The following is a 12556-nucleotide window of genomic DNA, read 5'->3' on the forward strand; positions in this document are numbered from 1 at the left end:
GGGTCCGGGGGCAGCGCCCCCGGCCTTGGGGTCAGTAGATCACGACCGAGCGGATCGACTCGCCCGCATGCATCAGGTCGAAGGCCTTGTTGATGTCTTCGAGCGGCATCGTGTGGGTGATCATCGAGTCGATCTCGATCTTGTCGTTCATGTACCACTCGACGAATTTCGGCACATCGGTCCGACCCTTGGCGCCGCCGAATGCGGTGCCTTTCCACGTCCGGCCCGTGACGAGCTGGAACGGGCGGGTGCCGATCTCGGCCCCCGCGGGTGCGACGCCGATGATGACCGACACGCCCCAGCCGCGATGCGAGCATTCCAGTGCGTCGCGCATCACCTGCACGTTGCCCGTGGCATCGAAGGAATAGTCCACGCCGCCGATCTGGTCGCGCTCGGTCTTGGTCAGGTTGACGATCTGCTGCACCACCGGAACGTCCGATTTCGACGGGTTCACGAAATGGGTCATTCCGAACTTGCGCGCCATTTCCTCTTTGCCGTCATTCAGGTCCACGCCGATGATCATGTCGGCACCCGCCATGCGCAGGCCCTGAATCACGTTCAGACCGATCCCGCCGAGGCCGAACACGGCGGCGGTCGAGCCGATCTCGACGCCAGCGGTGTTGATCACTGCGCCGATGCCGGTGGTGACGCCGCAGCCGATATAGCAGATCTTCTCGAACGGCGCGTCGTCGCGGACCTTGGCGAGCGCGATCTCGGGCATCACCGTGTGGTTCGCGAAGGTCGAGCAGCCCATGTAGTGATAGATCGGCGTGCCATCGAGCATTTTGAAGCGCGTGGTCCCGTCGGGCATCAGGCCCTGACCTTGGGTGTTGCGGATCGCGGTGCAGAGGTTCGTCTTGCCCGAGAGGCAGGACGGGCATTCGCGGCATTCCGGCGTGTAGAGCGGGATCACGTGATCGCCCGGCTTCAGCGTGGTGACGCCTTCGCCAACCTCGAGCACGACGCCCGCACCCTCATGGCCGAGGATGGTCGGGAAGATGCCCTCGGGGTCAGCGCCCGAGCGGGTGAATTCGTCGGTGTGACAGATGCCGGTGGCCTTGATCTCGACGAGCACTTCGCCCGCTTTCGGGCCGTCCAGCTCCACTTCCATGATTTCGAGCGGTTTTCCCGCCTCGAGCGCGACTGCGGCACGGGTTCTCATGGGCGCATACTCCTTGTATAAATTCCGCAATAGCCTGCGTTATCGGCGCGGCCAATGCAATGAAGGGTGCGACATGTTGAAACGATTTTTCGTCATGGGTTCGATGCTGGCGCTTGCGGCCTGCGATCCCGCGGGTCCGATGAGCGAGACCCCCACGGATGGCGCCGCTCCCGCGCCTCAGGCCGAAGCGCCCGCGCCCTATGTCACCCCGCCTGTCACCCTCACCAAAGGCGGCCTGCAGGAGCGCGAGCCCGACACTTGCGGCGCGGTGAACTACACCTCGGTCCTGGGTCAACCGGCGGCGCAGATCCAGACGCTGGGGATCACCAAACCCTATCGCATCGTGGAATGGCGCGGCGTCGAGGATCAGGTCTACAACCCGCAGCGCGTCGTGTTCCGGCTCGACTCGCGCGGGAACGTCTACAACATCGATTGCGGGTGAGCCTGATGGAACGGAGCAGGGCGCGGATCGGTCTGATCGTCACGCTTGGGGTCGCAGCCCTCGGGCTCGCTGCGTGCCAGCCGCACCGCATGCCGCCGCGGTCGGGTGCGCCCGCGGCCGGCACCTGTCCGCCGCCGGGGCTCGCAGCGCTGGAAGGGCGGCCTGAATCGGTGCTGGCGGGGCTTACCCTCGCGCGGCCCCATCGCATCATTCATCCGGACGATGCGGTGACGATGGATTACGCCCCGGATCGCGTGAATTTCGAGATCGACGAGAGCGGCACGATCGCGGCGGTGCGCTGCTACTAGGGCAGAGAGTGCGACGGATCGGGAAAAGGAAAAGCCCCGTGTCTGACCAGGACACGGGGCTTTTCTGCAGGAAGAAAAGCGCCCGACGATACGAACTGGGTGGGGGCTGTTTACCGCACCGTCGGGCTTTAGCGTTTTCCGCTGATTTGAAGATGGCGTGGAAACCCGGCAGGAAGGCGCAGGAATTCAGGCATTTTCGCGGTCTTATTCCGGCGCGGCAAAGGCGCATGCAACCTTAGCGCGGGTGGGCTTGATTTGCGCCACGCGCGATGTACCCTTTGAAAATGACGGTTCAAACGCCTTCCCCTCATCCGAACCCTTCCGGCGTGCCGGAGCAGATCGCCTTCGATCGCTCCGAGCTTGGCGTGATCCTGTCGCTTTACGGGCGCGCGGTCGCGGCCGGGGAGTGGCGCGATTACGGGATGAGTTTCCTGCGCGATGTCGCGGTCTTCTCGATCTTTCGCCGCGCCGCCGAAGTGCCGATCTACCGGATCGAGAAACGGCCCGCGTTGCGCTCGAAACAGGGGCAATATGCGGTGATCGGGCAGCAGGGGCAGGTGCTGCGGCGCGGCCATGATCTGCGCCAGGTGCTGCGCGTGCTCGAGCGCAAGCTGATCCGCGCGGTGGAGTGAGCGCGCCACGTGCAGTGACGGAGAGTGCCGCGCCGAATGCCATGCGCGTTGCCTCGCAGCCCCTGACTTGCTAAGCCAGCGCCGAAGGAAACCTGCGAGGCGCGCGTCCCATGTCGTTCAACACTTTCGGTCATCAGTTCCGCGTCACCACCTGGGGCGAAAGCCACGGGCCCGCGCTTGGCGCGACGGTGGATGGCTGCCCGCCCGGCATCGAGATCGACGAGGCGTTCATCCAGCAATTCCTCGACCGTCGCCGTCCGGGCCAGTCGAAGGAGACGACCCAGCGAAAGGAGCCCGATGCGGTGCGCATCCTGTCGGGGGTGTTTGAGGGCAAGACGACCGGTACGACGATTCAGCTCATGATCGAGAATACCGATCAACGCTCGAAGGATTACGGCGAGATCGCGCGGCAGTTCCGCCCCGGTCATGCCGATATCACCTATCACCAGAAATACGGTGTCCGTGATTATCGCGGCGGCGGGCGGTCGAGCGCGCGCGAGACGGCGGCGCGTGTGGCCGCCGGCGGTGTCGCGCAGGCCGCGCTGCGCCAATTGATCCCCGATCTGCAGATCTACGGCTACATGGTGCAGATGGGCGCGAAACATCTGGACCGCGCGAAGTTCGACCGGGACGCGATCCTGCAAAACCCGTTCTTCCTGCCCGATGCCGAGGCTGCGGATGAATGGGCCGATTACCTCGCCGCGATCCGCAAGGGTCAGAATTCGGTGGGAGCCGCGATCGAAGTTGTGGCCGAAGGCTGCCCGGCAGGTCTGGGCGCGCCGATCTACGCCAAGATGGATACCGAGCTGGCCGCTGCGATGATGTCGATCAACGCTGTGAAAGGCGTCGAGATCGGCGAAGGTATGGCTGCCGCGGCTCTGACCGGCGTCGAGAATGCCGACGAGATGGTGATGGGCCCCGAGGGCGTGGAATATCTGTCGAACCACGCAGGCGGCATCCTTGGCGGGATCACCACCGGCCAGCCGATCACGGTGCGCTTTGCGGTGAAGCCGACCTCGTCGATCCTGACGCCGCGCCGCTCGGTCAATGTCGCGGGCGAAGAGGTGGAGGTGATCACCAAGGGTCGCCACGATCCTTGCGTTGGTATTCGTGCGGTGCCGGTGGCCGAGGCGATGATGGCCTGTGTGATCCTCGATCAGTTCCTGATGGATCGGGCGCAGACCGGCGGTGTGCGCGGCACGGTCGGCTGAGGGGGGCTCTGCCTCCTTCGCGGGAGGGCGGCATTTGCGAGGAGAGAGGGGGCTCCGCCCCCGCTCCTGCGGAGCCCCCCGGGATATTTTGGCCAAGCCGAAGACAGGCAGCGGTCTGCCGGATCGCCGGTGCAGAGCGCCATGACGTCACGTGTGCGACCTTGCGGGATGTGAACCGCCCGGTTTATTCTGCGAGCCTGGGTCGGTTGCCCGGGACCGGAGGGCAGATGTCACAGGCAGATCAGATCAATCGCGGGCGTAAGTTCGATCAGGTGCTCGAAGGGGCGCGGACGATCTTTCTGCGTGACGGGTTCGACGGGGCCTCGGTCGATGACATCGCCAAGGAAGCGGGCGTGTCGAAAGCCACGCTTTACAGCTATTTCCCCGACAAGCGGCTGATGTTCGTCGAGGTCGTGCGCTCGCAACTGAAAGAGCAGACCGACAGCGCGGTCGCCACGATCGATTTCGGTGCGGCGCCCGAGGTGGTTCTGTCGCTCGCCGCTGCGCAGATCGTCGACTCGATGAGCTGCAAGCTGAATCAGGGGCTCTACCGGCTCTGCGTCGCCGAATCCGAGCGGTTTCCCGAACTGGGCCGCGCCTTCTACGCGGCGGGGCCGGAGTTGGTGCATGAGCTGCTGATGGAGTACCTGCGCTGTGCTGCCGATCGGGGCGAGCTGGTGATCGACGATATCGACCTCGCCGCCTACCTCTTCATCGAGCTGTGCAAGTCGGAACTGCACCCGAAGCTCCTGTTCGGGATTTGCGACAGCTTCACCGGCGAGCAGAAGGAGCGCGTGATCCGGGGCGCGGTCGCGATGTTCCTCGCACGCTACGGGGCGAAGGCCTGATCAGGCCAGATCGCGCACCATCCACTGATTGCCCTCGCCGCGCTGCAACTGGAAGCGGCCGGTCTTGATCAGCAGGTCCGAGAGTTTCGCGCTGCCATAGGTGCGGGTGTCGAAATCCGGGTTTGCCTGCGTGATGAACTGGCCGAGCTGGCCCAGCGAATACCATTCTTCTTCCAGACCGATCGCTTTCATCGCGTTGACGATGATCGGGATAGCAGCTTTGGGTTCCTGCTTGCCGCTCGAGGATTTGGGGGCGCTGGAGCTGCTGGTCTTGTCCGAAGTCGGCTTGGCGGTGGTGTCGGCGGTGCTATCGCCATTGCCGAGGTTCTCGACATAGATGAAGCGTTTGCAGGCCTTGCGGAAGGCCTCAGGCGTCTTCTGTTCGCCGATGCCGTAGACGTCCAGTCCCTGTTCGCGGATGCGGGCGGCGAGGCGGGTGAAATCGCTGTCCGAGGAAACCAGCACGAAGCCGTCGAACAGATCCGAATGCAGGAAATCCATCGCCGCGATGACGAGGCCGATATCGGAGGCGTTCTTGCCCTTCGTGTTGGCGAATTGCTGATCCGCGACGAGGCCCAGTTCGGCTACGCGCTTGGCCCAGCCCGCGAGGCGCTGCGCCGACCAGTCGCCGTAGATCCGGCGCACCGAGGCTTCGCCCAGCGACGCGATCTCTTCGAAAATCGCTTCGGCATATCCGGCGGGGACGTTATCGGCGTCGATCAGCACGCACAGGCGCGGGGCGCGGGAGGCGGGGCTGATATGGGGCAGCTCGGAAATGTCGGGCATTGTTACTCCTGTTGTCCCTTCCCAGATAGCCCTCTTGCCCGCGACATCCAAGAGTGCGGGCGCATTGCGCCGCGTCAGCAGAGGGAGAATTTCAGCGGCTCTCCGGCCCGTCATACTGGCGTTCGACCTTGGCGACACGCAACGCGTAGTGGCCATACCAGCGATCCTTGCCGAGTTGCTGCGCGAGCTGATGCTTCGCCACCGCCTTCCACGCGATCAGCGCGGCCTCGTCGGCCCAGTAGCTGACGGTCAGGCCGAAGCCTGTTCCATCGCGTGCGCTCTCCATCCCGATATATCCGGGCTGCTCTGCGGCGAGCGCGGCCATCTGTTCGGCCATCGCGCCATAGCCCTCATCGGTTGCCCCGCGCAGGGAGGCGAAGATCACCGCGTAATAGGGCGGGTCGGGCAGGGGCGCGAAACCGGGGGGCGGGGTGGACATCGGGCATCTCCAGAGAACGGAAAACGCCCCCTCGCGGGCGAGGGGGCGTTCATCAGTCTAGCAGGTCGAGCCCGGGCTTACAGGTCGAACTTCTTGCCCTTATGGGGCGCCCAGAGCTTCTTGTTGGTCAGGTACAGGAGCGTGCTCAGCACCGCCAGCATCAGTACCGCGACGAAGCCCCAGCGCTTGCGCGATTCCAGCTTCGGCTCGGCCGTCCACATCAGGTAGGCAGCAACGTCCTGAGCCATCTGTTCGACGGTGGCGGGCGTGCCGTCCTCATATTCGATGAGGTCTTCCGAGAGCGGCGGAGGCATGGCGATCCAACCACCCGGGAAGGTGTGGTTGCCGTAGAAATACGAGCCCGCCTCTTCCTTCTCTTCGCCGGTGTAGCCGGTCAGCACCGAGTAGATATACTCGGGGCCGCCGATGCCGCGGAAGAACTGGTTGATGCCGAGACCGTAGGGGCCGTGGAAGCCCGCACGCGCTTTCGCCATCAGCGACAGATCCGGACCCATGCCCATGCCGGAGATGAACGGGAAGTGGTCAGTCTCCTTGCCGGGGCGCTCTTCGCCGGTTTCCTTGTCCATCACGGTGAACTCGGCAGCATAGGCGCGCACCCAGGCCGGGTCCATCATCGGGCCGCCCTGATCAGCGAGTGTGCGGAAGGCGACATAGCGCAGGCCGTGGCAGGCCGAGCAGACCTCCCGGTAGACCTGGAAGCCGCGGCGCAGCTGCTGTTGGTCGAAGGTCCCGAAGGGGCCCTCGAAGGAGAAGTCGATATCCTCGACATGGCTTTCGCCGCTTTCGGCCGCCATCGCCGGGGAGGCCAGGGCGCTTGCCCCGATCACCAGCGCCGACAGGGCAGAGATCAGAAGATGTTTCATTTGGTGTCCCTCTTCCTTACTCATTCAGCCGATTTGATGTCGTAGTGGTGGTTGAAGTCTTCCTCGATCGTCGCCGGCATCGGTTGCGGCTTCTCGATCAGACCCAGCAGCGGCAGGATCACGAGGAAGTAGACGAACCAGTAGGTCGCGCCGATCAGCGAGATGTAGGGGTAGATCCCGTCGGTCGGCATCGCGCCCACCCACATCAGCACCATGAAGTCGATCGCCAGCAGCCAGAACCACCATTTGAACATCGGGCGGTAGGCGCCCGAGCGCACTTTCGAGGTGTCGAGCCACGGGGCCAGCGCCATCACGAGGATCGCGCCGAACATCGCGAGCACGCCGAAGAACTTCGCGTCGACGATGCCGAAGGTGATCCAGTTGACGAACATCACGGCCCAGACGTCCGAGGTGAAGGCACGCAGGATCGCGTAGAACGGCAGGAAGTACCATTCCGGCACGATGTGTGCGGGCGTCGCCAGCGGATTCGCCTCGATGTAGTTGTCGGGGTGGCCGAGATAGTTCGGCATGAAGCCCACGACCGCAGCGAAGACCAGCAGGATCACGGCGAGCGCGAAGAGGTCCTTGATCACGAAATAGGGCCAGAAGGGCAGAGTGTCCTTCTCGGCTTCCGCTTTCGAGCCGGTGCGGACCGGAACGCCGGTCGGGTTGTTGTTACCCGTGGTGTGGAAGGCCCAGATGTGAACGACGACGAGCGCCGCGATCACGAAGGGCAGCAGGTAGTGCAGCGAGAAGAAGCGGTTCAGCGTCGCGTTGTCCACCGCCGGGCCGCCAAGCAGCCAGGCCTGGATCGACTCGCCGATGCCCGGGATCGCGCCGAACAGGCCGGTGATCACGGTCGCGCCCCAGAAGGACATCTGACCCCAGGGCAGAACGTAGCCCATGAACGCCGTGCCCATCATGCACAGGTAGATGATCATGCCGATGATCCAGGTGATCTCGCGGGGCGCCTTGTAGGAGCCGTAATAGAGGCCGCGGAAGATGTGGATATAGACGGCGAGGAAGAACAGCGAGGCGCCGTTCGCGTGGATGTAGCGCAGCATGTAGCCGCCATTCACGTCGCGCATGATGTGCTCGACCGAGGCGAAGGCCAGATCGACATGCGGGGTGTAATGCATCACCAGAACGATGCCGGTGACGATCTGCAGCACGAGGCAGAAGGCCAGCACGATGCCCCAGATCCACCACCAGTTCAGGTTCTTGGGGGTGGGGATCATGATCGTGTCATAGATCAGCCCGATGATCGGAAGACGCTTATGCGTCCATTTCTCGAAGCCCGTCTTGGGCTCGTAATGGTCGTGGGGAATGCCCGACATTTAAATGCCTCCTCAGCCCAGCTTGATGGTGGTTTCATCGGTGAACTGGGCCACCGGGATATCGAGATTGCGCGGTGCGGGGCCTTTGCGGATCCGGCCGGCGGTGTCGTAATGCGACCCGTGGCAGGGGCAGAACCAGCCGTGGTAGTCCCCGGAGCCGTTGCCGATCGGCACGCAGCCCAAGTGGGTGCACACGCCGATCATCACCAGCCATTCGCCCGCTTCGTCGAGGGTGCGGTTCTCGTCGGTCGCTTCGGCGCCCGGCTTGTTCGCGTTCTCGGCGGAGGTGTCGACCAGATCGGAGAGCGGCACTTCACGCCCCAGTTCGATCTCTTCCTCGGTGCGGCGGCGGATGAAGACCGGCTTGCCGCGCCATTTCACCGTGAGCTGCGTGCCGGTCTCGACGCCCGAGATGTCGACATAGATCGACGAGAGCGCCTTGACGTCGGCCGAGGCATTCATCTGGTTCACCAGCGGCCAGACGGCTGCGCCGGTCACCACCGCGCCGGTGCCGGCGGTGGCGTAGTAGAGGAAATCCCTCCGGGTGCCTGCGTTATTATCTGCGTGGGACACGTTGTCTCTCCTTCCCGGGCCCGCGAGGGGGCCGATAGTGACGTGCCGGGGCACGTCGCGAGGTGCCGCCAAACATGGCCGCTCTCATACCAATCACGAATTTGTCAGTCCAGAACACATTCGCCTGAATTTGTGTTGAGGGGCAGTTAAATGTCGCTCTTGCAACAGATCACCCAAGGTCAATGGCCATGCGCATCGGCGAAGGGGGCCGCGCGAGAAGCTCGACGCACAAATACTGCTCCCTATTGGGGAAAAGCGATTCGTGGCCTTAAAAACATATAACAAATTCGCATTTTTGAAGATGATCGGGCCCCACGCGGCGCCTATCGCACCCCGTATGCTGGCCCCTCAACATGTAGTATCCGCCGTCCTTCCATTCAGTCGGGCGCGAGCAGGTAACCCAGACCGCGCACCGTCTGCAGATAGCGCGGCTCGCGGGGGTCGCGCTCGATCTTTCGGCGCAGGCGCGTGATCTGAACGTCGACCGCCCGATCGCCGCCGCCTTCCTCGCCACTGCCGCGCTCGCGGCCCAGCTCCTCGATCAGTTCCGTGCGGCTGACCACGTCGCCCGCATGAGTCGCGAAGATACGCATCAGCTGCACCTCGGTTGCGGTCAGCTTCACCAGCGCATCGCCATCCCACAGCTCGCCCCGCTCCTGATCGTATTTCAGGGGCCCCAGCGAGAGGTATTTCGGACCGCTCTCGGTCTCCTGCGGCACCCGGCGCAGGATCGCGTTGATCCGCAGCAGCAGTTCCTTCGGCTCGAACGGTTTCGCGAGATAGTCGTCGGCGCCCGCTTCCAGCCCCTCGATCCGCTCGCGTGTTTCGCCGCGCGCCGTCAGCAGCAGGATCGGCGTGGCGATCGATCTGGCGCGCAGATCGCGGGTCAGCGACAGCCCGTCCTCGCCCGGCATCATCACATCCATCACGATCAGGCTGAATTCCAGCCCCGACAGCAGCGACCGCGCATGGGCCGCGTCGCGCGCGGCAGTGACGAGAAAACCGTTGCGCTGCAGAAAGCTCTTGAGCAGCGTCCGGATGCGCTCGTCATCGTCGACGATGAGGAGATGAGGGTCGGCCGAGTAGGGCATCAATCGTCTTTCATCATTTGATAGAGCTTGTGCAGGTCGGGGCCCATCATCGCCTCCAGCACCTGCCGGAAGCCTGCCACCGCCTGCGGCCCCGCTGCGCGATAGGCAGAGCGCATCCGACCGCGCTGCGCCTCGGACAGCGCGCGTTCCAGCGTCTCGCCCTCGGCGGTCAGATGCAACCGCCGCTCGCGCTTGTCGCGGGTGCCGACGCGGCTTTCCACCAACCCGTCCTCGATCAGCGTGCGCAGCACCCGGTTGAGCGATTGCTTGGTCACGCCCAGAACCGCGAGCAGCGTCGTCACCGTCAGCCCCGGCTGGCGGTTGATGAAATGCAGCGCGCGGTGATGTGCGCGCCCGTAGCCGTATTCTTCGAGCAGACGGTCAGGATCGGCGGTAAAGGCGCGATAGGCGAAGAACATCGCCTCGATGCCCTTGCGCAATTGTTCGTCCGTCAGGAAAAGAAGTGTCTCGCCCCCGGGGCTTCCGCTATCTGCCATATCGTCCCTCTCTTTTGCGTGACTTTATGTCAGCCTTGTTGACTATCCAAGACTCAACTGCTACCGCAGAGCAGTTTTGACGCAACAAAGTGTCCACTTCGGACGCAAGTTGCGCAATATTCGTAAAATGGCGTGACTGCAAGGAGAGTAAGATGTCGGGCTCGTATGACGATCGTGACGGCAAGATCTGGATGGATGGACAGCTTGTGGAGTGGCGTGACGCCAATGTCCACATCCTGACTCACGCGCTGCATTACGCGTCCTCCGTCTTCGAAGGCGAGCGTTGTTACAACGGCAAGATTTTCAAAGGCGAAGAGCATTCCGCCCGCCTGCGCAAATCGGCGCAACTGCTCGACATGGAAATCCCCTATTCGGTCGAGGAGATCGAAAAGGCCAAATACGACATGCTGAAAGCCAATGGCTGGACCGACGCCTATGTGCGCGCGGTGGCCTGGCGTGGCGCGGGCGAGGATATGGGCGTCTCGGCGCGCAAGAACCCCGTGCGTCTGGCCGTCGCTGGCTGGGAATGGGGCAACTATTACGGCGATGCGAAGATGCAGGGCGCCAAGCTCGACATCGCGAAATGGCGTCGTCCCGATCCGCGTACCATTCCCGCCGAGGCGAAGGCCGCGGGTCTCTACATGATCTGCACCATGTCCAAGCACGCCGCCGAAGATCGCGGCTATTCGGACGCGCTGTTCATGGATTGGCGCGGCTACGTGGCCGAGGCGACCGGTGCGAACATCTTCTTCGTGAAAGACGGAGAGGTTCACACGCCCAAGGCAGACGTGTTCCTCAACGGGATCACCCGTCAGACCGTGATCGGCCTGCTTAAGGAAAAGGGCATCACCGTCCACGAACGCCTGATCGAGCCGACCGAGCTGGCCGAGTTCGAACAGTGCTGGCTCACCGGCACCGCAGCCGAGGTGACCCCGGTCAGTCAGATCCGCGACTTCAACTTCGAGGTCGGCGCGCTGACCCGCGACATCGCCGAGACCTACGAGAAACTCGTGCGCGCCTGATCCGCGCCTCGGTCGAGAAAACAGAAGGGCGTGCCCCCCGGCACGCCCTTTCGCGTTTTCACAGCTAGTGAGCGCCGATCAGGTCGTCAGGTGGCTTCAGCCCGCTCGATCCGCAGGAACTGTTTCATCCGCGCGCCGTGGTCGGGCCGCCCGCGTTTGCTGAGCTCCTTGATCGCCGGGTGGATGCCCTCGCGCCGCTGCAATTCGAGAAACCGCTTCACGCGCGGCCCTTCCGCCTTGAGTTCGGCGCGGTCGATGATGTGACGGGACATATCTTCCTCCTCTCGTCATCGCCTCTGATAGCGGGACTATAGCACGATTCGACCGAGTCGTGACGCAGGGGCAGGCAGGTTTATTGTCGCAGGCGGATCGGCGCTCAGCCTTGGGGGGGACCGGCCTTGCGTGCGCGTTTGCGCTCCAGTCCCAGCTGGTGTTCGCGCAGAATGATCGCGATGCCCGCGACGATGATCAGCGCCGCACCCGCGAGCGTCGCATGGGTCGGAACTTCGGCAAAGACGAAATAACCGATCAGGAGCGCCATGAGCATCGAGGCATAGTCGAAAGGTGCTATCAGCGAGGCGTCGGCGAAGCGATAGGCTGAGGTGATCATGATCTGGCCAGTGCCGCCGATGAGCCCGGCGAGGATCAACAGCGTCGCCTCCCACACTGTCGGCACGACCCAGCCGAAGGGCAGAGACAGGAGTGAAAGCACAGTGGCGGTGCAAGAGAACCAGAAGACGATGGCGGAGGTGCGCTCCGATCCGACCATGCGGCGGATCTGAATTTGCGCGAGCGCGGCGCAGGTAGCCCCCGCGAGTGCCAACCCCGCGCCAAGTGCCTCCGCGCCGCCTTCCGGCCCGCTACCGCCAAGCTTCGGCCAGAGCACGATCAGAACGCCGACCATCCCGAGCCCCACGGCGGAGAACCGGAACACCCGCACCGTCTCGCCCAGCAGGAGCGCCGCGAAGACGACCGTCAGCAGAGGGGCCGCATAGCCCAGAGCGGTCGCCTCGGGCAGTGGCAGGAAGGCAAGTGCGGCGAAACTCAGCGCCATCGCGGTGGTTCCCACGACCCCGCGCATGACGTGGTTGATCGGTTTCTCCACCCGCAACCCGCCCTGCAGCTCACCGCGCCACAGCAACCAGAGCAGGATCGGCACGATGCCGAAGAAAGACCGGAAGAACACCGCCTCGCCCGGCGGCACCCGGTCGGAGACCGATTTGATCAGCGCCTGCATGATGACGAAGCCCGTGACCGTGCCGAGCTTCAGCGCGATCCCGAGGAGTGGGCGAGGGGTCTGGGTGGTAACCGGTGTCATGACCGC

Annotated in this window: 16 protein-coding genes; 6 read left to right on the top strand and 10 right to left on the bottom strand. The window is 63.9% G+C overall.

What is annotated here, in order from left to right; translation table 11 throughout:
* Window positions 1-31 precede the first annotated feature (31 nt).
* Window positions 32-1162: an S-(hydroxymethyl)glutathione dehydrogenase/class III alcohol dehydrogenase gene (locus BMI85_RS13800; protein WP_078547837.1), complete on the bottom strand. Its 1131-nt coding sequence runs from the start codon at window positions 1160-1162 to the stop codon at window positions 32-34.
* 73 nt (window positions 1163-1235) lie between these two features.
* Between BMI85_RS13800 and BMI85_RS13805 the strand changes: the two genes are divergently transcribed.
* The 5 genes from BMI85_RS13805 to BMI85_RS13825 all read left to right on the top strand — a co-directional run bounded on the left by BMI85_RS13805 (window position 1236) and on the right by BMI85_RS13825 (window position 4603).
* A complete protein-coding gene (locus tag BMI85_RS13805) occupies window positions 1236-1604 on the top strand; it encodes an I78 family peptidase inhibitor (RefSeq protein ID WP_078601696.1) in 369 nt (122 codons plus the stop codon).
* Window positions 1605-1609: 5 nt separating this feature from the next.
* On the top strand, window positions 1610-1912 hold the full coding sequence (locus BMI85_RS13810) for an I78 family peptidase inhibitor (RefSeq protein ID WP_168174790.1): 303 nt from the start codon (window positions 1610-1612) through the stop codon (window positions 1910-1912).
* 284 nt (window positions 1913-2196) lie between these two features.
* Entirely contained in the window at window positions 2197-2544 is a 348-nt protein-coding gene (locus BMI85_RS13815) for a DUF2794 domain-containing protein (RefSeq protein WP_078547833.1), read from the top strand.
* 110 nt (window positions 2545-2654) lie between these two features.
* On the top strand, window positions 2655-3755 hold the full coding sequence (gene aroC, locus BMI85_RS13820; protein WP_078601698.1) for a chorismate synthase: 1101 nt from the start codon (window positions 2655-2657) through the stop codon (window positions 3753-3755).
* A gap of 227 nt (window positions 3756-3982) precedes the next feature.
* Window positions 3983-4603 (top strand): TetR/AcrR family transcriptional regulator, encoded by a 621-nt coding sequence (locus tag BMI85_RS13825; RefSeq protein ID WP_078571979.1) that lies wholly within the window; start codon window positions 3983-3985, stop codon window positions 4601-4603.
* Here the strand turns inward: BMI85_RS13825 and BMI85_RS13830 are convergent, their stop codons facing one another.
* The 7 genes from BMI85_RS13830 to BMI85_RS13860 form a co-directional block, all read right to left on the bottom strand.
* Window positions 4604-5389 (bottom strand): NYN domain-containing protein, encoded by a 786-nt coding sequence (locus tag BMI85_RS13830; RefSeq protein WP_078601699.1) that lies wholly within the window; start codon window positions 5387-5389, stop codon window positions 4604-4606.
* A gap of 91 nt (window positions 5390-5480) precedes the next feature.
* Entirely contained in the window at window positions 5481-5828 is a 348-nt protein-coding gene (locus tag BMI85_RS13835) for an antibiotic biosynthesis monooxygenase (protein ID WP_078601700.1), read from the bottom strand.
* 77 nt (window positions 5829-5905) lie between these two features.
* Window positions 5906-6643 (bottom strand): cytochrome c1, encoded by a 738-nt coding sequence (locus tag BMI85_RS13840; RefSeq protein ID WP_269780201.1) that lies wholly within the window; start codon window positions 6641-6643, stop codon window positions 5906-5908.
* 89 nt (window positions 6644-6732) lie between these two features.
* Entirely contained in the window at window positions 6733-8049 is a 1317-nt protein-coding gene (gene petB, locus BMI85_RS13845; RefSeq protein WP_078520170.1) for a cytochrome b, read from the bottom strand.
* A 12-nt stretch (window positions 8050-8061) separates the two neighbouring features.
* Window positions 8062-8622: a ubiquinol-cytochrome c reductase iron-sulfur subunit gene (petA, locus tag BMI85_RS13850; protein ID WP_078520169.1), complete on the bottom strand. Its 561-nt coding sequence runs from the start codon at window positions 8620-8622 to the stop codon at window positions 8062-8064.
* Window positions 8623-8999: 377 nt separating this feature from the next.
* The gene (locus BMI85_RS13855; RefSeq protein WP_078542808.1) at window positions 9000-9713 is read right to left on the bottom strand and encodes a response regulator transcription factor; all 714 of its coding nucleotides are present in this window, start codon (window positions 9711-9713) and stop codon (window positions 9000-9002) included.
* The gene (locus BMI85_RS13860) at window positions 9713-10210 is read right to left on the bottom strand and encodes a MarR family transcriptional regulator (protein ID WP_075775697.1); all 498 of its coding nucleotides are present in this window, start codon (window positions 10208-10210) and stop codon (window positions 9713-9715) included. Before BMI85_RS13860 ends, BMI85_RS13855 begins: the two co-directional genes overlap by 1 nt.
* 152 nt (window positions 10211-10362) lie before the next feature.
* Between BMI85_RS13860 and BMI85_RS13865 the strand changes: the two genes are divergently transcribed.
* On the top strand, window positions 10363-11232 hold the full coding sequence (locus BMI85_RS13865) for a branched-chain amino acid aminotransferase (RefSeq protein ID WP_078547823.1): 870 nt from the start codon (window positions 10363-10365) through the stop codon (window positions 11230-11232).
* Between the two features lie 86 nt (window positions 11233-11318).
* On the opposite strand, the gene BMI85_RS13870 is transcribed toward BMI85_RS13865, so the two are convergent.
* Both BMI85_RS13870 and BMI85_RS13875 read right to left on the bottom strand, forming a co-directional pair.
* Window positions 11319-11504, bottom strand: coding sequence for a hypothetical protein (locus BMI85_RS13870; protein WP_078601701.1), 186 nt, complete (start codon window positions 11502-11504; stop codon window positions 11319-11321).
* A 104-nt stretch (window positions 11505-11608) separates the two neighbouring features.
* Entirely contained in the window at window positions 11609-12550 is a 942-nt protein-coding gene (locus BMI85_RS13875) for a DMT family transporter (protein ID WP_078549724.1), read from the bottom strand.
* Window positions 12551-12556: the final 6 nt, after the last annotated feature.

It is taken from the genome of Thioclava sp. DLFJ4-1 (assembly GCF_002020145.1).
Classification (GTDB): domain Bacteria; phylum Pseudomonadota; class Alphaproteobacteria; order Rhodobacterales; family Rhodobacteraceae; genus Thioclava; species Thioclava sediminum.